At 71.3% G+C, this 17,685-nt stretch carries 16 protein-coding genes and 2 tRNA genes; 8 read left to right on the top strand and 10 right to left on the bottom strand.

Annotation, left to right across the window (positions count from 1 at the left end; all coding sequences use genetic code 11):
* Nucleotides 1–2: 2 nt before the first annotated feature.
* A complete protein-coding gene (gene rsgA, locus ACZ303_RS20125; protein WP_467340741.1) occupies nucleotides 3–1,019 on the top strand; it encodes a ribosome small subunit-dependent GTPase A in 1,017 nt (338 codons plus the stop codon).
* 86 nt (nucleotides 1,020–1,105) lie between these two features.
* Complete coding sequence (locus ACZ303_RS20120; RefSeq protein ID WP_467340739.1) at nucleotides 1,106–1,429, top strand: DMT family transporter; 324 nt, start codon at nucleotides 1,106–1,108, stop codon at nucleotides 1,427–1,429.
* A gap of 28 nt (nucleotides 1,430–1,457) precedes the next feature.
* On the opposite strand, the gene ACZ303_RS20115 is transcribed toward ACZ303_RS20120, so the two are convergent.
* Nucleotides 1,458–2,102, bottom strand: a complete 645-nt coding sequence (locus tag ACZ303_RS20115) for a TetR/AcrR family transcriptional regulator (RefSeq protein ID WP_467340737.1) — start codon at nucleotides 2,100–2,102, stop codon at nucleotides 1,458–1,460.
* Between the two features lie 125 nt (nucleotides 2,103–2,227).
* Here ACZ303_RS20115 and hisN point away from each other — a divergent pair, with 125 nt between their 5' ends.
* Nucleotides 2,228–3,022, top strand: coding sequence for a histidinol-phosphatase (hisN, locus tag ACZ303_RS20110; RefSeq protein ID WP_467340735.1), 795 nt, complete (start codon nucleotides 2,228–2,230; stop codon nucleotides 3,020–3,022).
* A gap of 219 nt (nucleotides 3,023–3,241) precedes the next feature.
* Nucleotides 3,242–3,643, top strand: coding sequence for a CBS domain-containing protein (locus ACZ303_RS20105; protein WP_467340804.1), 402 nt, complete (start codon nucleotides 3,242–3,244; stop codon nucleotides 3,641–3,643).
* A gap of 134 nt (nucleotides 3,644–3,777) precedes the next feature.
* On the opposite strand, the gene ACZ303_RS20100 is transcribed toward ACZ303_RS20105, so the two are convergent.
* Nucleotides 3,778–5,268: a catalase gene (locus ACZ303_RS20100; protein WP_467340733.1), complete on the bottom strand. Its 1,491-nt coding sequence runs from the start codon at nucleotides 5,266–5,268 to the stop codon at nucleotides 3,778–3,780.
* 144 nt (nucleotides 5,269–5,412) lie between these two features.
* Between ACZ303_RS20100 and ACZ303_RS20095 the strand changes: the two genes are divergently transcribed.
* Complete coding sequence (locus ACZ303_RS20095) at nucleotides 5,413–5,829, top strand: Fur family transcriptional regulator (RefSeq protein ID WP_467340731.1); 417 nt, start codon at nucleotides 5,413–5,415, stop codon at nucleotides 5,827–5,829.
* Between the two features lie 96 nt (nucleotides 5,830–5,925).
* On the opposite strand, the gene ACZ303_RS20090 is transcribed toward ACZ303_RS20095, so the two are convergent.
* The 4 genes from ACZ303_RS20090 to ACZ303_RS20075 all read right to left on the bottom strand — a co-directional run bounded on the left by ACZ303_RS20090 (nucleotide 5,926) and on the right by ACZ303_RS20075 (nucleotide 11,410).
* A tRNA-Met gene (locus ACZ303_RS20090) sits at nucleotides 5,926–5,999 on the bottom strand.
* Between the two features lie 274 nt (nucleotides 6,000–6,273).
* Complete coding sequence (locus ACZ303_RS20085) at nucleotides 6,274–8,160, bottom strand: tetratricopeptide repeat protein (RefSeq protein ID WP_467340729.1); 1,887 nt, start codon at nucleotides 8,158–8,160, stop codon at nucleotides 6,274–6,276.
* A 246-nt stretch (nucleotides 8,161–8,406) separates the two neighbouring features.
* Nucleotides 8,407–8,480, bottom strand: a tRNA-Met gene (locus tag ACZ303_RS20080).
* A gap of 47 nt (nucleotides 8,481–8,527) precedes the next feature.
* The gene (locus tag ACZ303_RS20075) at nucleotides 8,528–11,410 is read right to left on the bottom strand and encodes a UPF0182 family membrane protein (RefSeq protein ID WP_467340802.1); all 2,883 of its coding nucleotides are present in this window, start codon (nucleotides 11,408–11,410) and stop codon (nucleotides 8,528–8,530) included.
* A 146-nt stretch (nucleotides 11,411–11,556) separates the two neighbouring features.
* Here ACZ303_RS20075 and ACZ303_RS20070 point away from each other — a divergent pair, with 146 nt between their 5' ends.
* On the top strand, nucleotides 11,557–12,150 hold the full coding sequence (locus ACZ303_RS20070) for a PPA1309 family protein (protein WP_467340727.1): 594 nt from the start codon (nucleotides 11,557–11,559) through the stop codon (nucleotides 12,148–12,150).
* A gap of 15 nt (nucleotides 12,151–12,165) precedes the next feature.
* Here the strand turns inward: ACZ303_RS20070 and ACZ303_RS20065 are convergent, their stop codons facing one another.
* The 4 genes from ACZ303_RS20065 to ACZ303_RS20050 form a co-directional block, all read right to left on the bottom strand.
* Nucleotides 12,166–13,254 (bottom strand): YlbL family protein, encoded by a 1,089-nt coding sequence (locus tag ACZ303_RS20065; protein ID WP_467340725.1) that lies wholly within the window; start codon nucleotides 13,252–13,254, stop codon nucleotides 12,166–12,168.
* Nucleotides 13,255–13,382: 128 nt separating this feature from the next.
* The gene (locus tag ACZ303_RS20060) at nucleotides 13,383–13,562 is read right to left on the bottom strand and encodes a hypothetical protein (protein ID WP_467340723.1); all 180 of its coding nucleotides are present in this window, start codon (nucleotides 13,560–13,562) and stop codon (nucleotides 13,383–13,385) included.
* Between the two features lie 159 nt (nucleotides 13,563–13,721).
* Nucleotides 13,722–14,189: a molybdenum cofactor biosynthesis protein MoaE gene (locus tag ACZ303_RS20055; RefSeq protein WP_467340721.1), complete on the bottom strand. Its 468-nt coding sequence runs from the start codon at nucleotides 14,187–14,189 to the stop codon at nucleotides 13,722–13,724.
* 138 nt (nucleotides 14,190–14,327) lie between these two features.
* Nucleotides 14,328–15,452, bottom strand: coding sequence for an SDR family oxidoreductase (locus tag ACZ303_RS20050; protein WP_467340719.1), 1,125 nt, complete (start codon nucleotides 15,450–15,452; stop codon nucleotides 14,328–14,330).
* Nucleotides 15,453–15,646: 194 nt separating this feature from the next.
* Here ACZ303_RS20050 and ACZ303_RS20045 point away from each other — a divergent pair, with 194 nt between their 5' ends.
* Together ACZ303_RS20045 and ACZ303_RS20040 are read left to right on the top strand one after the other, a co-directional pair.
* On the top strand, nucleotides 15,647–17,107 hold the full coding sequence (locus ACZ303_RS20045) for a zinc-dependent metalloprotease (RefSeq protein WP_467340717.1): 1,461 nt from the start codon (nucleotides 15,647–15,649) through the stop codon (nucleotides 17,105–17,107).
* Nucleotides 17,104–17,625 carry an NUDIX hydrolase gene (locus ACZ303_RS20040; protein WP_467340715.1) on the top strand — a complete coding sequence of 174 codons (522 nt, stop codon included), beginning with the start codon at nucleotides 17,104–17,106 and terminating at the stop codon, nucleotides 17,623–17,625. Before ACZ303_RS20045 ends, ACZ303_RS20040 begins: the two co-directional genes overlap by 4 nt.
* The last annotated feature ends 60 nt before the right edge of the window (nucleotides 17,626–17,685 follow it).

Here is a 17,685-nt window from a genome sequence, read left to right as displayed (position 1 = left end):
CCATGCGCCGCTACGGCAAGAACCCCGACGAGGACGACATCCGCGTCCGCCCCAACCGCAAGGGCAACCGCCCCCGCACCAACATCCGCCCCAAGCACGAGGACGCCGCCGAGGGCTTCGTCCTCACCGTCGACCGCGGCCGGCTGCACGTCCTCGTGGAGGACCGCACCATCATCGCGATGAAGGCGCGGGAGCTGGGCCGCAAGGGCGCCGTGGTCGGCGACCGGGTCGCGGTCGTGGGCGATCTGAGCGGCGCCAAGGACACCCTGGCGCGGATCGTGCGGGTCGAGGAGCGCTCCTCCGTGCTGCGCCGTACCGCCGATGACGACGATCCGTACGAGCGCGTGGTGGTCGCCAACGCCGACCAGCTCGCCATCGTCACCGCCCTCGCCGATCCGGAGCCGCGGCCGCGCCTGATCGACCGCTGTCTGGTGGCGGCGTTCGACGCGGGCCTGGAACCACTGCTCGTTCTGACGAAGTCCGACCTCTCCTCGCCGGACAAACTGCTGGAGTCCTACGGCGCGCTGGGCGTCCCCCATGTGGTCACGAGCCGGGAGGAGCTGTACGCCGAGGGCGGGGCGGCCGCCGCCGAGCGGGTCCGCGAGCGGCTGCGGGACCGGGTCACCGCGTTCGTGGGGCACTCCGGCGTCGGCAAGACCACCCTCGTCAACGCGCTGGTCCCGGACCGGCAGCGGGCCACCGGCGTGGTCAACGCGGTCACCGGCCGGGGCCGCCACACCACGACGTCCGCACTGGCCCTGCCGCTGCCCGGCGGGACGGGCTGGGTCATCGACACCCCGGGCGTACGGTCCTTCGGCCTGCACCACGTCGACCCCTCGCGCGTCATCAACGCCTTCCCCGACCTGGTGCCGGGCACGGAGGGCTGCCCGCGCGCGTGCAGCCACGACGAGCAGGACTGCGCGCTCGACCAGTGGGTGGCCGACGGCCACGCCGACCCGCAGCGGCTGTACTCACTGCGGCGGTTGCTCGCGACAAGGGAGCGGCGCGAAGGCGACTGATCGCCTACGTTTGCGGATGACCGTCAGCGGCAAGGGCATGAGCACACCGGACGGGCGGCGGTCACCGAGACGCGGGAGGCAAACTGATGGCGTGGCTGCTGGTGGTGGTCGCCGGTCTGCTGGAAACCGGCTTCGCCGTCTGTCTCAAACTCTCCCACGGCTTCACCCGGCTCTGGCCGACCATCGCCTTCGCCTGTTTCGCGCTCGGCAGCTTCGGCCTGCTGACGCTCTCGCTGCGCAAGCTCGACGTCGGCCCGGCCTACGCGGTGTGGACGGGCATCGGCGCGGCCGGCACCGCCATCTACGGCATGGTCTTCCTCGGCGACCTGGTCTCCACCCTCAAGCTCGTCTCGATCTGCCTGGTGATCCTGGGCGTCATGGGCCTGCAACTGTCCGGATCCGCGCACTGAGCGGCCCCGGGGTCCGGCGGTTCGCCGGCTAGGCGTTCCGGGCGACCGGCTCGCCACGCCCGTCGCCCGCGAGGGCGCGGACCAGACGGGCGACATGCGCGGCCGCCTCCTCGTCCGAGGCCGCTGGGGCGATCACATAGGACAGCGTCAGCCGGACCGCCGCCTCGCAGGCCCACGCGGTCCCCTCGGGCAGCGGCCGGCCCGCACCCTCGGTGACCGCGCGGACGGCCCGGTCGCGGATCCCCTCGGTCAGCGGCCCCGGCCCCGTGGCCCCGCGGTATCCGAGGGAGCCGGGCGAGGCGCGGGGCCGGGGCACGGCCGGGGCCGCGGCCGCCGGGAGCCGGTCGCCGCGACAACCGGTCAGCGCGGCCCGTACGAGGGGGTTGGCGCGCGCCGTACGCAGGATCCAGGCCGTGCCGGCGGCGCAGCGGTCCCCGGCGTCCGCGCCGGGCTCCGGCCCGGCGAGGGCGTGTTCGACACCGGCGAGGAAGGACTCCGCCTCCCGGCGCACCAGGGCGCGCGCGAGGCCGTCCTTACTGCCGAATTCGTTGTAGAGCGTCTGCCGGGAGACCCCGGCAGCGGCCGCGACGTCGACCATCCGGACCCCGTTCCAGGGCCGGGCGGCGAGCGCCGCGAAGGCCGCGTCCAGCAAGAGCTCTCGTGCCGCGGGCATCGTCGCCTCCCCGGCCGTGCGGCCGCACGGCGGTCGTGGCCACAGAATTGACGTGCCGCCATACGGTGTCAAGAGCCCTGGCGGGCCTCAGCCGTGGAAGGCGTGGTCACAGGTAGTGTTCAGCCATGTCCGATTACCACGATGATCTGCGCCTGGCCCACGTCCTGGCGGACGCCGCCGACGCGGCGACCATGGACCGGTTCAAGGCCCTCGACCTCAAAGTCGAGACGAAGCCGGACATGACTCCGGTGAGCGAGGCGGACAAGGCCGCCGAGGAGCTGATCCGCGGGCATCTCCAGCGCGCGCGGCCGCGTGACGCCGTCCTGGGCGAGGAGTTCGGCAGCGACGGCACCGGTCCGCGCCGCTGGATCATCGACCCCATCGACGGCACGAAGAACTATGTGCGCGGGGTGCCGGTGTGGGCCACGCTGATCTCCCTGATGGTGCAGGGCGAGGGCGGCTTCGAACCGGTCGTCGGTGTCGTCTCGGCGCCGGCGCTGGGCCGCCGCTGGTGGGCCGCCAAGGACTCGGGCGCGTACACCGGGCGCAGCCTCACCTCGGCGACGCGCCTGCAGGCTTCGCGGGTGGGCAGGATCGCGGACGCGTCGTTCGCGTACTCCTCGCTGACGGGCTGGGAGGAGCGCGGGCTGCTGCCGGGCTTCCTGGACCTGACGCGCGACTGCTGGCGGACCCGCGGCTACGGCGACTTCTGGCCGTACATGATGGTCGCCGAGGGCTCGGTGGACATGTGCGCGGAGCCGGAGCTGTCGCTGTGGGACATGGCGGCGAACGTCGTCATCGTCGAGGAGGCGGGCGGCCGCTTCACCGGTCTGGACGGGCGGCCGGGCCCGCACAGCGGCAACGCCGCCGCGTCGAACGGCCTGCTCCACGACGAGCTGCTGGCCTACCTCCAGACCTGATCCGCCGGCCGGGGCCGCGGTCCGGGACGCTCTGTCCTTCTGTTGCTCCCCCGGTTCACACCAGGGCGCGGGAGCGCGTGGAAGCGGAATTTCGGCTCCACGCGCCCCTTGTTGTGTCCTCAAGAGCGTGTGACGATGAGACATCTAGCTTGTGAACTTGTGAATTCCTTCTTGGGGTTCACGGTCCGTCAGCAGTCCGTCAAGGAGGTGGCTCCAGCCATGCTCGTCCGCGACGCCATGAGCACGGTGGTCCTCACCATCGGTCCCGCACACACCCTCCGCCAGGCAGCGCGGCTGATGTCCGCGCGCAGGATCGGCGCGGCGGTCGTCCTCGACCCCGATACCAGCGGTCTGGGCATCCTCACCGAGCGCGACATCCTCAACTCGGTCGGCGCGGGCCAGGACCCGGACCGGGAGACCGCCCACGCCCACACCACCACCGACGTCGTCTTCGCCGCCCCCGAGTGGACGCTCGACGAGGCGGCGGCCGCCATGTCGCACGGCGGCTTCCGGCATCTGATCGTCCTCGACGACCAGGGGCCGGTGGGGGTCGTGTCGGTGCGCGACATCATCCGCTGCTGGGTGCCGGTACGGGCGCGGGAGAGCGCGCTGCCGGTCTGACGGTGGGCGCGCGGCGGCCCGTACCCAGGACGAAGAGGCCGGAGCCCCATGGCGTCCGGCCTCTTCGTGCTGTTACGGCAAGCGTCTGGTGGAACATCCCCACCTCGGGCGACGGGGGCCGCCCAAGGGTGGGATCAGCCGCGCAGAGCCTGGACAGCGGCTTCCAGCCGCTTGCCGTAGTCGGGGTCCGCCTGGCGGAAGTTGTTGATCGCGCGCTCGGCGATGTCGTCGCGCGACACCTTGGCGATGAAGCCCGCGAGGTTGTCGATCAGGCGGCCCTTCTCGTCCTCCGACATCAGGCGGTAGAGGTTGCCCGCCTGGACGAAGTCGTTGTCCTCGGCGTGCGAGGGGGCCACCGTGGTGCCCGTGCCGCCGGTGACGGCGATCGTCTGCCACAGCGGCCGGCCGGTCTCGGTCGGGCCGCCGAAGCTGTTGGGCTCGTAGTTCTTGGAGCGGCCGTGGCGGCCGTCGTAGGCGTAGCCGTCGCGGCCGTTGGTCCGGGCCTCGGTGGCGTGCGGGCGGTTCACCGGCAGGTGGTCGGCGTTGATGCCGACGCGGTAGCGGTGGGCGTCGCCGTAGGCGAAGAGGCGGCCCTGGAGCATCTTGTCGGGGGACGGTCCGATGCCGGGCACGAAGTGGGCCGGCGAGAAGATGGACTGCTCGACCTCGGCGAAGATGTTCTCCGGGTTGCGGTTGAGCTCCAGCTTGCCGATCTCGATCGGCGGGTAGTCCTCGTGCGGCCACACCTTGGTGAGGTCGAACGGGTTGAAGCGGTAGGTCGCCGCGTCGGCCGCCGGCATGATCTGCACCTGCACGGTCCAGCTGGGGAAGTCACCGCGCTCGATCGACTCGCGCAGGTCGCGCTGGTGGCTGTCGGGGTCCATGCCGGAGAGCTGATTGGCCTCTTCGGTGGTGAGGTTCTTGATCCCCTGGTCGGTCTTGAAGTGGTACTTGACCCAGAAGACCTCGCCGGCCTCGTTGTTCCACTGGTAGGTGTGGGAGCCGTAGCCGTTCATGTGGCGCAGCGTCGCGGGGATGCCGCGGTCGCCGAACAGCCAGGTCACCTGGTGGGTGGACTCCGGCGAGAGACCCCAGAAGTCCCAGACGTTGTCCGCCTCCTGCGAGCCGGTGTACGGGTCGCGCTTCTGGGTGTGGATGAAGTCGGGGAATTTGATGGCGTCCTTGATGAAGAACACCGGGGTGTTGTTGCCGACGAGGTCGTAGTTGCCCTCTTCGGTGTAGAACTTCAGCGCGAAGCCACGGGGGTCGCGGACGGCGTCGGCCGAGCCGAGGTTGCCGGCGACCGTGGAGAAGCGCAGGAAGGTCTCGGTCTGCTTGCCGACCTCGGAGAGGAACTTCGCGCGGGTGTACCGCGTCACGTCCGCGGTGACGGTGAAGGTGCCGTACGCGCCGGCGCCCCGGGCGTGGACGACGCGCTCCGGGATGCGCTCGCGGTTGAAGTGCGCGAGCTTCTCCATCAGCAGCTGGTCCTGGATCAGAACGGGGCCGCCGATGCCCGCGGTCTCGCTGTTCTGGTTGTCCGCGACCGGAGCTCCGGACTCCGTGGTCAGCGGGCCTGTCTGCGTTATGGCCTCGCCCTGAACCGTCACGTGTGCCTCCGTCATCTCGTCCTGCCACCTTGGCCTGAGCCGAGTCCGATCCTACATTGGACATTGTCTAAGTCAAGAAGGGGCCGAGATAAATATCCGATCCAGTGATGGACGAGGGCCGCTGCTACGCTGGTCCTATCTGACTGATAGGTGAATGGCATGAGTGACCTGCTGGAACGACTCCGGGGACGCGGCTGGCGGCTGACCGCACAGCGACGCGTCGTCGCCGAGGTCCTCGACGGGGACCACGTGCACTACACCGCGGACGAGGTGCACGCCAAGGCGGCCGAACTACTGCCGGAGATCTCGCGCGCGACGGTGTACAACACCCTCGGGGAGCTCGTCTCCCTGGGCGAGATCATGGAGGTGAGCACGGACGGGCGAGCCAAGCGCTACGACCCGAACGCGCACCACGCGCACCAGCACCTGGTGTGCTCCCAGTGCGGCACGATCCGTGACGTTCACCCTTCCGGCGACCTGCTCGCCGGGCTTCCGACGGAGGAGCGCTTCGGCTTCCAGGTCGCGGGCGTCGAGGTGACCTACCGGGGCATCTGCCCGAACTGCGTCTCGGGGTGAGGGCGAGCGGCCGGCGCCGCCGCCCGTCCCGGCTTCCCGGCCCCTGGGCATGACGAAGGCCCGGATCCTTTTAAGGATCCGGGCCTTCGTATCGAGTAGCGGGGACAGGATTTGAACCTGCGACCTCTGGGTTATGAGCCCAGCGAGCTACCGAGCTGCTCCACCCCGCGTCGTTGACCCAACTGTAACCCGCCGGTAGCGACCAAGGCAAACGGCTTCCGGTCCGGGGACCGGAAGCCTCCCGCGGGCGGGGCCGGCTAGGGCCTGTCCGGCGGATCATGGGGGCGCACCACCGCTGCGCGGCGGTGTCCTCAAACGCCGGACGGGCTGGTTGCTGAGCCCAGCCCATACCAGCCCGTCCGGCGCTTGAGGACGTGCCCGCAGGGCGCTCGCCGCCGCAGGCGGCAACGACGGCCCGCAGTCGAAGATCCGCCGGACAGACCCCTAGGCCGACAGCTCCTGCTGTAAGGCGTCCCGCAGGCGTGCCGCGCGCTCGGCGACCTCCGCGGGGCCGAGCTCGACCGCGCGGTCGCACCAGTGCCGCCCCTCGGTGAGATCGCCGCGCCGGGCCGCCAGCAGGGCGAGCCGCAGCGCCGCCCGGCCGTGGCCGGCCTCGGCCGCGCGGGCCCACCACAGGGCCGCCTCCGGCTCGCTGCCCTCCCGGGCGAGGAGCAGCCCGAGATTGAAGGCGCCGTTGCGGCTGCCCGCCTCGGCGGCCTCGCGGTACCAGTGCGCGGCCTCGACCACGTCGCCGCGCTCGGCGACGAGCATGCCGAGCCGCACCTGGGCGCGCCGGTGGCCCTGCCGGGCGGCGCGCTCGTACCACTCCTCGCACTCCTCGCGCGCGTCGTCGTCGCGGTCGAGCAGGGCGGCCAGCCGGAAGGCGGCCTCGGTGTTCCCGCCGCGCACGGCGACCCGCAGATGGCGCTCGGCGGCCTCCTCGTCGCCGTCCCGCATCAGGGCCATGGCGACCTGGAGGGCGGCGTCGGTGTGGCCGGCGGTGGCGGCGCGCTCGTACCACTGGAAGGCCGTCCGGTCGTCGTCGCGGCCGGCGTGGAGGATGCCCAGATTGAACGCGGCGTCGACGCTGCCGGCCTCGGCGGCCTTGGAGAACCACGGCTCGGCACCGGCCGCGTCGCCGCCCTGGAGCAGCAGCACGGCCAGGGCGTTGGCGGCCTCCTTGTGCCCGGCGTAGGCCGCGCGGCGGTACCACTGCTCGGCCTGGGTGTTGCGGCCCTGCCCGGCGCACAGCAGCCCGAGGTTGTACGCGCCGTTGACGTCACCGGCGTCCAGCGCCTGGCGGTACCAGCGCTCGGCCTCGCCCGGCTCGCCCCGGTCGGCGTGCAGGGCGCCCAGGGCGTTGGCGGCGTTGCCGTCGCCGTCCTGGGCGGCGCGGCGCCACCACACGGCGGCGCTGTCGGTGTCCCCGGCGTCGCGCAGCAGGAAGCCGAGCGCGCACGCGGCGCGCGGCTCGCCGTCCTTGGCGGACGTCAGATACCAGCGCGCGGCCTCCTGGATCTCGCCGCGGCCCTCCAGCAGGGTGCCCAGGTGCAGGGCCGCGCGGCGGTGGCCGCGGGCGGCGGCCTGGCGGTACCACTGCTCGGCCTCGCCGGCGGGGCCGCCGGCGTCGCGGCTGTCCGCCGCGGCGGCGCGCAGCTCCCGTACGGACGTCTCCACGCCGCCGGGGCCGAGGCCGTCGTCGGCCCGGGGGCGCGGGGCGCGGCCGTCCAGGATGCGGGCCAGGCGGTACGCGGCCTCGCGGTGCCCCCGCTCGGCGGCGGCCCGGAACCAGCGCTCGGCGCCGACGTCGCTGCGGTGCTCCAGGAGGTCGGCGAGGGCGTAGGCACCGAGAGCGTGCCCGGATTCAGCCGATTGGCGCAGCCAATACTCGGCGGCGGGCTCGTCGCCGCGCTCCCGGTGATAGCGGCCGAGGGCGTGCGCGGCGGCGGCGGAGCCGGCGACGGCGGCGATGCGCCACCAGCCGGCGGCGTCGTCGGCGTAGCCCCGCTGGTGCAGCAGGACGCCGAGGTTGTTGGCGGCGGAGCGGTCGCCGTCGGCGGTCGCGGCCCGCAGGTGGCGCTCGGCCCCGTCGAGGTCGCCACGGCGCAGCAGGAGGGCTCCGAGCATGCTCAGAGCGGCCGGATCACCGGTCTCCGCGGCACGGCGGCGGGCGGTCTCCAGCTCAAGGTCGGCGGGGTCGGCGGAGTCACCCGGGTCGGCGGAATCCGCCGCCGGGGCGTATGCCTGCAGTTCCTGTTCGCTCCCGTCAGCGGGAGCCTCTACAAGCCGGTGTGTCTCCCACAGCCTCGTCCTGTCCCCCATAAGCCCCATCGTCGCACCACCCGCAACCCGCGTACACCTGGTATACCGCAGCCAGTGAGGTCACTTCAGCGTTTTGTCGACTTCCCGACTTCCCGACACGACGGGGCTCCAAACTCTCCACGTAAGCCCCGCACACAACCCGCACAGTCCGCGTCCGCCCGGACACCTCGCGGTCCGGCGGATCCGCCGACACCGCCCGGGTCCGGGCAACACGACAAGGCCCGGAGTCCGAGGACTCCGGGCCTTGTCATTGAGTAGCGGGGACAGGATTTGAACCTGCGACCTCTGGGTTATGAGCCCAGCGAGCTACCGAGCTGCTCCACCCCGCGCTGTTGTGGGACAACCGTACCACGGTGCGGGGTGGGGCCTTGCCTTGTCAGCTGCCCGGCTTGCCGCCCTTCTCCTCGGCGGCGGCCTCGGCCTTGGTCAGCCGGTCCAGCGCGTCCTTGAGCGAATCCTGCGCCTTGGCGTAGGCCCCCCAGTCCTTGTTCTCCATCGCCTTCTGGCCGGCCTCGAAGGCGTCCTTGGCGTCCTTCGCGGCCTGCTTGACGGTGGGGTTCTGCGGAGTGGGCTTGGAGGGTTCGCCGGTGGGCGGCGGGGTGGTGCCGGTGTCGGCCTTGCCCCCGAAGATCTCGTTCAGGGCCTCGTCGAGGGTGTCCTTGAAGGCGATCTTCTCGCCGTAGTTGACCAGAACCTTCTTCAGGAGCGGGTAATTGGAGCCCGCGCCCCGCATGTACACCGGCTCGACATACAGCAGCCCGCCGTCCAGCGGCACGGTCAGCAGATTGCCGTACTCGACCTCGGAATCGCCTCTCTTCCAGATATTGATCTGGTCGGCGACGGCCGGGTGTCCGTTGAACTTGCTCTGCGCCTGTTCGGGGCCCCACACCGTGGTCTCGGACGGCAGTTTCAGAATTCTGATGCTGCCGTAGCCGGAACTCTTCGCATCGGCGTCGACGCTCATGAAGGCACCGAGATTCGGACGGCTCTTGGGCGTGAAGGTCGTCGTCAGCGAGAACGTCTGCTGCTGCTGATCCGGCATCTTCATGCTCAGGTAGTAGGGCGGTACGGCGTTGCCCTTCTTGTTGGTCGGATCGTCCGGGACCTGCCAGCGCTCACTGCCGGTGTAGAACGTCCCCGGGTCGGTGACGTGGTAGCGGGTGAGCAGCTCGCGCTGGACCTTGAAGAGGTCCTGCGGGTAACGCAGGTGGTCCATCAGGACCGGGCCGATCTCGCTCTTCGCCTTCACGGTGCCCGGGAACGCCTTCATCCAGGTCTTGAGGACCGGGTCCTTGGTGTCCCACTGGTACAGCTTCACCGTGCCGTCGTAGGCGTCCACGGTCGCCTTCACGGAATTGCGGATGTAGTTGACCTGATTCTGCTGGGCCACCACCGCCCGCTGTCCGGTCGTCAGCGAGTCCGCCGTCGTGTCACCGAGCGTGGTGCGCGAGGCGTACGGATAGCCGTTGGTCGTGGTGTAGGCGTCCACGATCCACTGGATACGGCCGTCGACCACCGCCGGATAGGCGTCGCCGTCGATGGTCAGCCAGGGGGCGACCGCCTCGACACGCTCCTTGGGGGTGCGGTTGTACAGGATCCGCGAACCCTCGCCGATGGCACCGGAGTAGAGGATCTGCGGCTCGCCGAAGGCCACCGCGTACGCGGCCCGGTTGACGGGATTGGCCAGGTTGACGCCGCTCTTGCCCTGGTACGTGTAGCTCTTCTCGCCCTTGTCGGCGGAGTAGTCGAGCTCCTTCTGCGGGCCGCCGACGATCGAATACTGCGTCGTCTTCTCGCCGTAGTAGACGCGCTGCTCGTAATCCTTCAGCAGGCCCTCGGTCGGCAGGCCCTTGGCGGTGAAGTCCGGGGCTCCGGCCTTGTCCGTGACGGTGCCCTTGGCCGTGATGGCGCCGTATCCGTGGGTGTACTTGAAGTGGTCGTTGATCCAGTTGCGCTCGGGAATGCCCTTGATGTTCAGCTCGCGCAGACCGATGACCGTGTCCTGCTCCTTGCCGTCCACCTTGTAGCGGTCGACGTCCAGCGTGGAGGGGAACTGGTAATACCCGCGGACCTGCTGCTCCTGCTGGAAGGCGGGCGAGACGATGTTCGGGTCGAGGAGCCGCAGGCTGGCCGTGGAGTTGGCGTCGGCGCGCAGCTTCTCCGTGTCCTTGCCCTTGAGGTCGCTCCTGCCCGCGTAGTCCTTCACCTTCGCGTCATCGATGCCGTAGGCCTCGCGCGTGGCCGTGATGTTCTTCTTGATGTACGGCGCTTCCTTGGCCTGCTCATTCGGCTGGACCTGGAACTTCTGCACGATCGCCGGATAGAGCCCGCCGATCAGCACCGCCGAGAGCACCATCAGACCGAAACCGATCACCGGCAGCTGCCAGGTGCGGCGCCAGAGCGTGGCGAAGAACAGCACCGCGCAGATCAGCGCGATGATGAACAGGATCGTCTTGGCCGGCAGATAGGCATTGGCGTCCACATAGCGCAGACCCGTCCAGCCGTCGGTCGACTTCAGCCCGCTGGACTTCACCGCCAGGCCGTAGCGGTCCAGCCAGTACGCCACCGCCTTGAGCGCCACGAAGACGCCGAGCAGCACGGACAGATGGCCGGTGGCCGCCGACGTGGCCCGCCCGCCGGGGCTGGTGAGCCGCAGACCGCCGTAGAGGTAGTGCACCAGGGCCGCGGCGATCAGCGAGAGCACCGCCGCCGCGAAGCCGAAGCTCAGCAGGAAGCGGTACCAGGGCAGGTCGAAGGTGTAGAACGAGATGTCCTTGTGGAACTGCGGGTCCTTCTGCTGGAAGGACACGCCGTTGACCCACTGGAGCCACGTGCGCCACTGCCCGGCCGCGGACGCGCCGGCGACCAGGCCGACAAGCGCGGAGACCGCCAGCAGCGCCCATTTCTTGTACGGGGCGATGCTCATGCGGTAGCGGTCGAGGCTCTGCTGCTCCATCGACATCGCGCTCAGCGGCGGCCGCAGGCGGTGGGCCAGCCAGATGTTCACGCCCACCACCAGGGCCATCAGCAGTCCGAAGACCGCGAAAAGGCCGATCTTGGTGCCGAGGGTGGTGGTGAAGACGGATGAGTACTTCACCGAGCGGTACCAGAGCCAGTCCGTCCAGAACCCCGCGAACATGACGAAGAGCATGGCCAGTGCGGCCAGCACGCCAAACGTCGTCAGCAGGGTCCGGATCCGCCGGGACGGGCGGCCGACTCTGATCCGTGGCCCTGACGGGCCTCCGCCGCGGTCCGGCATCTGGAAAGCCAAGGTGCGCACCTCGAAGTTCGCGTGTCAGTGGAGCTTGTCGATCAGGGCCCAGCGATCCTAGGGCCCAGTGTGGCAACTTACCGAGGCTTTACTCAGTTCCCGTTTTTGGTCACTCTCGGGGCACGATATTGAGCATGTCCAGCACTTCCAGCATTCCCGACCCCGCCGACCAGTCCGGTCCCGCGATTCCGAACACCCCCATGGCGGCCAGTCCGCTGACCCGCGCCGTACTCGAGATCGACGAGTACGCCTCCACCCTCGGCTGGGACCAGCCCGCCCGGCTCTTCGCCCTCGTCGACACGGCGAAGCTGCGCGTGCAGGAGCCCGGTCTGGCCTCCCAGCTCGGTCTCGACGCCGAGGCCGCCGCCGGTTCGCTCACCCCGATCGAGCAGGACGAGGTGCCCGCCGGCACGGCCCTGGACAAGTTCCTCGGCACGATCGCCTGGCCGGACGCGGTGGCGGGCTGCGCCCTGACCGTCGAGCGCCTGATGCTGCCGCCGTCCGCCGAGGGCACCGTGCCCAACGGGCTGAGCGAGAAGCAGCTCGCCAAGTGGGTCGCCGCCCACCCGGACCGGCAGGAGGTGCGGATGACGGTGGCCGTGCTGCGCGACGGTGCGCGCGAGTCCGCGGTGCGGCTGCGGGAGAAGGACTCCCCCACCGAGGTCCTCACGGGCGCCGACCTCGTACCGGGCCTGGCGGAGGCCCTGGCGGCCACTTTCGCGGAGTAGGAGCGGGGCTCCCGGTCAGCCTGCCGCGCACTGCGGCAGGCCGGCCGCATCCCCCTTGCGGACCTTCTCCAGGGACTTCAGGGCGTCGGCCATGGTGTCGACCTTGATCAGGGTCAGACCCGCGGGGCGGTCCTTCGCGGCGGCCGCGCAGTTGTCCTTGGGCGTCAGGAAGTACCGCGCGCCCTTGGAGCGCGCGCCGACCGTCTTCATCTCGATGCCGCCGATCGGGCCGACCTTGCCGTTCTCGTCGATCGTGCCCGTACCGGCGACGAACTTGCCGCCGGTGAGGTCGTCCGGGGTCAGCTTGTCGACTATCCCCAGGGCGAACATCAGCCCCGCGCTGGGGCCGCCGACGTCAGCCAGCTTGATGTTGATCGTGAACGGGAAGGTGTGGTCGGGGCCGGCCTGGATGCCGACGATGGCGCGGTCGTCGTCGGGGGCCTTGCGCGTGGTGAGGGTGACGGTCTCCTCGGTCCCCGGCTGCCGCTTCTCCTTCTCCGCGGCGGCCGCCTCCTTGGCCGGGACGATCAGGAACGAGACCGGCTGACCGGGCCGGTGCTTGGTGACCAGCTTGGCGACATCGCCGGGCGCCTTGACGTCCGTACCGTCGACGGCCTTGAGCACATCGCCGGCGTGCAACCGGCCCTCCGCCGCGCTGCCCTTGACGACGGAGGAGACGACGACGCGGCTGCCGACGGGGATGTCCAGCTGCTTGAGCGCGGCGACCTTGGCGCTCTCCTGGGACTGGCTGAACTCCTCGGCGGTCTCCTGGTTCAGCTCGTCCGGGGACTTGTCGTCCGGGTAGAGCGTGGAGCGCGGGACGACGAGATTGTCGTGCCCCAGCCAGCCCGCGACCGCCTCGACCAGATTCATCCGGTACTGGGAGCCGGTGACGCGGACGGTCGTCATATTGAGGTTGCCGCTGGTCGGATACGTCTTGTGGCCGGAGATCTGGAGCACCGGCTCCCCGCCGTGCTCACCGAGGGTGTTGACCGTCGGCCCGGGCGACATCTCCGAATACGGCACGGGGATCAGCACGCCTGCGCAGAGCAGCGCGATCAGCATCAGGAGGGAGGCGAGCATCGTCGCGGTGCGGCGGGGCATGGAACGACAGTACGGGACCGGTCCGACAGTCCACCCCCGGGGCGGTCCGTACGGGGAAGCAGGGGCGCGCGCGTATGCGCGGGCGCCCGTACACGAGTCGACGCCCCCAAGTCAGCGCGGGAACGGCGCTAGGAGACCCCGCCGCCGGCGTCCGTGCGCTCCATCGCCTCCCGGAACCGGGCGTAGCCCGCGAGTTCCGCGACATCGCCCGACTTGCGGTTACGGGAGCCCCAGGCTGCCCAGCTGCCCCACAGGACGGCGACGACGACCGCGACGACCGGAATCAGCAACCACACCAGTGCCGCCATGTCACCTCCCGACCCCTCGCGTCACCATGTGCTCCTCATGAATGACTGATGAGCACACTAATCTTCTGTCCCCTCAACGCTCACGTCAGGGGGGCGGTTACGCAAGCGGAAGCCGCCCGTCAGAGGCGGCGGCCGGGTGGCGGTGGGCGGAGGCGGGCGCTATACGCCCACCCAGTCCTCCGTACCGTCGGAGAACCTCTGGTGCTTCCAGATCGGCACCTCGCGCTTGAGGTCGTCGATCAGCCGTCGGCAGGCCTCGAACGCCTCGGCCCGGTGCGGGCAGGAGACGGCCACCACGACGGCCAGGTCACCGATGGCCAGGTCGCCCACCCGATGGACGGCGGCCAGGGCCCGTACGGGGTGGTCGGCGGCCACCTTCTCGGCGACGCGGCGCAGCTCCGCCTCGGCCGAGGGGTGCGCGGAGTAGCCGAGTCCGGCGACATCCGCGCCGCCGTCGTGGTCCCGCACGGTGCCCACGAACAGCGCGGTGCCGCCCGCGGCGGCGTCGCCGACCGCGGCGAACACCTCGTCCACGGACAGGGGGGTGTCGCGGATCGCCAGGAGCCGGACCGGGTCCGTGGCGGCGAGCTCGCCGGGGTGGTCGGGGGTGCCGTGGGTGCCTGCCATGCGGTCCATCGTGCCGCACGCGGGCGACCGGCGACCAATGGGTGTTCGACCGGTCGTCCGACCGGTCGCCTGGACGCTCCTACAGCCCGCCGCTCCCCCGGTGCCACCGAACGCCCCCGCGGCCCCTCCCGGCCGCTCCTAGAGCCGTCGGCGCGCCTTGCGGGCCCGGCGGACCAGGGCGGCGGTGCCCAGCAGTGCCACGGTCGCCCCCGCGGCGCCCGCGGCGGTGGCGTCCTTGCGGCCGAGCCGGCGGCCCGCGACCGTGTGGCGGCCGGCGACCTCCTCCAGCAGCTCCGCGAGGACCTCCTCGTTGGTCCACCGGGGCCGCCAGCCGGCGTCGTGCAGCCTGCTGCCGCTGACCACCCAGGGATGCATCGTGTATTCCAGGTCGCCCGCCGGGGACGGCGTCAGACCCAGGCGGTGCAGCCGGGAGGCGGCGCCGAGGGCGACGGCCGAGGGCAGCTCCATGCGGCGGATCCCGGTGAGCTCCTCGACCTCCTCCTGCTCCAGCCAGCCGTCGCAACCGACCGCCAGCTCCCCCTCGGCCTTCTCCAGGGCGGCGAACTCCAGCGCGCTCACCAGGTCCTCCACATGGCAGAACTGCCAGGTCGGCCGGGAACCGGCGACCACCAGGAGGCGGGGGGACTCGAAATAGCGGGTCAGTGCCGTGTCCGTGCCGCCGACCAGGACGGCGGGCCGCAGCACCGTGACGTTCAGCCCGGGATGCGCACGGGGCGCGCGCCTGGCCAGCCGCTCTATCTCCAGCAGGTCGCCGACCCCGGTGGCCTCCGCGGTGGCCCGCAGCTCCGCGTCCTCGGCGAGCGGCACGTCGTTGTCGGGCAGGGCGCCATAGACCATGGCGGAGGTGCACAGCACCACGCGGTGCACCCCGGCGGCCGCCGCGGCGGTGAGCACGGTCTGGGTGCCGCGCACGTTGTAGGCGGTGCGGGCGGCGGGATCCGTCTCCAGATCGAGATCCAGGGCGAGGTGCACGACGACGTCGGCGCCGCGCAGCTTCTCGGCGATCGCGGGGTCGCGGACGTCCAGGACGTGCCAGTGCGCCTCGCTCACCTCGCCGCGGCGCTCGTCGATGGCCACGACCCGCTTGATCTCCTCGGATGCGGCGAGCCGCTGCGTGAGCAGCGCTCCGACGCCGCGGGCGGCGCCGGTGACCGCGACGACGGGTCGCCGGCCGTGCGGGCTCGTACTGTCTCGCGCGGAACCGTTTCGCGCTGCGCGAACTTCTGGGTCGGGGGAACTCACCGGGCGTCTCCAGCGGTTGTCTTCAGTACGTACGCGAGATGACGCGTACGGACCAGGTGACGTCCATCCTGCCGCAGGCCCCGGGTCGGCGAAGCACCAAGCCCGGATCACGGCGAGGTGTCTACGCTGGGTGGTGTTGTCGGGCATTCGCCGCCGGTCCTCGAAGCCGGCGGCCCTACGAGCCGAGGAAACCCGTGAGTGACACCCCATTCGGATTCGGTCTTCCGCCGGAGGAGCCGGAGAACGGCGGCGACGGCAAGAAGAAGGGCGACGGCCAGGGCGGCCAGGGACCTGCGAATCCGTTCGGGTTCGGGGGGCCCGGTGGCGGGGACAATCCCTTCGCCGCCATGTTCGGTTCCATGAACCCGAACGACCTGGGCGCCGCCTTCCAGCAGCTCGGGCAGATGCTGTCCTACGAGGGCGGCCCGGTGAACTGGGACATGGCCAAGGACATCGCCCGGCAGACCGTCGCGCAGGGCACCGCCGACGGCGGCAAGGACTCCAGCGTCACGGCCGGTGAGCGGGCCGCCGTCGAGGAGGCCGTGCGCCTGGCCGACCTGTGGCTGGACGGCGTGACGTCGCTGCCCTCGGGCGCCGGCACGGCCGTGGCCTGGAGCCGCGCCGAGTGGGTCGAGGCGACCCTGCCGGTGTGGAAGGACCTGGTCGACCCGGTCGCCGAGCGCGTCGGGGCGGCCATGGGCGATGTGCTGCCCGAGGAGATGCAGGCCATGGCGGGCCCGCTGATCGGCATGATGCGGTCCATGGGCGGCGCGATGTTCGGCACCCAGATCGGCCAGGCCGTGGGCGTGCTGGCGGGCGAGGTGGTGGGCTCCACCGACATCGGCCTGCCGCTCGGGCCGGCCGGCAAGGCCGCGCTGCTGCCGGTGAACATCGAGGCGTTCGGGTCCGGTCTCGGTGTGCCGCAGGAGGAGGTGCGGCTGTATCTGGCGCTGCGCGAGGCCGCCCACCAGCGGCTCTTCGCCCATGTGCCGTGGCTGCGCTCGCACCTTTTCGGCGCCGTCGAGGGCTATGCCCGGGGCATCAAGGTCGACACCTCCAAGCTGGAGGACGTGGTCGGCCAGCTGGACCCCACGCACCCGGAGCAGCTGCAGGACGCCCTTCAGCAGGGCATGTTCCAGCCGGAGGACACTCCGGAGCAGAAGGCGGCGCTCGCCCGCCTGGAGACCGCCCTGGCCCTGGTCGAGGGCTGGGTCGACGCGGTCGTGCACGCCGCCGCGGCACCGCACCTGCCGTCGGCCGGCGCGCTGCGCGAGACGCTGCGCAGGCGCCGCGCCTCCGGCGGCCCGGCGGAGCAGACCTTCGCGACGCTGATCGGCCTGGAGCTGCGTCCGCGCCGGCTGCGGGACGCCTCCCGGCTGTGGGCGTCGCTGACCGACGCGCGCGGCCTGGAGGGCCGTGACGGCCTCTGGGAGCACCCGGACATGCTGCCGACGGCCGCCGACCTCGACGACCCGGACGGGTTCGTCCACCGTGAGCACCTGGACTTCTCCGAGCTGGACAAGATGCTGGGCGAGGCGGCCGGGGGTTCCGGTTCCTCCACCGAGGGTCCGGAGCGGAAGCCGGACCTCAAGCGGGAGCAGAAGCCGGACCTCAAGAAGGACAGCGGCGAGGACGAGGGCGACGACAAGAAGTGAGCCTGCACGAGGACGCGGTCCGGGTCCTGAAGGAGTACCCGGACCAGGAGGAGCTGCGGGCCGTCTATCTCGACCACCTGGCCGGCCACCCGGACGGCATGTGGAGGCCCTGCCAGGCCGGGCACGTCACGGCGAGCGCCCTGGTGATCGACCCGGAGCGCGGTCAGGTGCTGCTCACCCTGCACCGCAAGCTGCGGATGTGGCTGCAGATGGGCGGCCACTGCGAGCCCGGTGACACCACGCTGGAGGCGGCCGCCCTGCGGGAGGCCACGGAGGAGTCCGGCATCGCGGGCCTGACGCTGCTGCCGGGCGGCCCGGTCCGCCTGGACCGGCACCCGATCCCGGCGCCCTGCAACTGGCACCTGGACGTCCAGTACGCGGCACTGGTGCCGCGGGGTGCGGTGGAGGCCATCAGCGACGAGTCGCTGGACCTGCGCTGGTTCCCGTACGCCGAGGTGGGCGAGGTCGCGGACGGCTCGGTCGGCCGACTGGTGGAGCGGACGCTCGCGCGGCTCTGAGACTGCTCCGGGACGAGGATCGGTAAGGGGCGGCCACCCAGGGTGGCCGCCCCTTACTCA

Source organism: Streptomyces sp. NPDC023527 (genome assembly GCF_055560115.1).
This window is presented reverse-complemented; position numbering and strand designations above follow the sequence as displayed.

Coding starts and splice junctions, on each gene's coding strand:
- rsgA (WP_467340741.1), top strand. CDS start 3: ATGCGCCGCTACGGCAAGAACCCCGACGAGGACGACATCCGCGTCCGC.
- ACZ303_RS20120 (WP_467340739.1), top strand. CDS start 1,106: ATGGCGTGGCTGCTGGTGGTGGTCGCCGGTCTGCTGGAAACCGGCTTC.
- ACZ303_RS20115 (WP_467340737.1), bottom strand. CDS start 2,102: ATGCCCGCGGCACGAGAGCTCTTGCTGGACGCGGCCTTCGCGGCGCTC.
- hisN (WP_467340735.1), top strand. CDS start 2,228: ATGTCCGATTACCACGATGATCTGCGCCTGGCCCACGTCCTGGCGGAC.
- ACZ303_RS20105 (WP_467340804.1), top strand. CDS start 3,242: ATGCTCGTCCGCGACGCCATGAGCACGGTGGTCCTCACCATCGGTCCC.
- ACZ303_RS20100 (WP_467340733.1), bottom strand. CDS start 5,268: ATGACGGAGGCACACGTGACGGTTCAGGGCGAGGCCATAACGCAGACA.
- ACZ303_RS20095 (WP_467340731.1), top strand. CDS start 5,413: ATGAGTGACCTGCTGGAACGACTCCGGGGACGCGGCTGGCGGCTGACC.
- ACZ303_RS20085 (WP_467340729.1), bottom strand. CDS start 8,160: ATGGGGCTTATGGGGGACAGGACGAGGCTGTGGGAGACACACCGGCTT.
- ACZ303_RS20075 (WP_467340802.1), bottom strand. CDS start 11,410: ATGCCGGACCGCGGCGGAGGCCCGTCAGGGCCACGGATCAGAGTCGGC.
- ACZ303_RS20070 (WP_467340727.1), top strand. CDS start 11,557: ATGTCCAGCACTTCCAGCATTCCCGACCCCGCCGACCAGTCCGGTCCC.
- ACZ303_RS20065 (WP_467340725.1), bottom strand. CDS start 13,254: ATGCCCCGCCGCACCGCGACGATGCTCGCCTCCCTCCTGATGCTGATC.
- ACZ303_RS20060 (WP_467340723.1), bottom strand. CDS start 13,562: ATGGCGGCACTGGTGTGGTTGCTGATTCCGGTCGTCGCGGTCGTCGTC.
- ACZ303_RS20055 (WP_467340721.1), bottom strand. CDS start 14,189: ATGGCAGGCACCCACGGCACCCCCGACCACCCCGGCGAGCTCGCCGCC.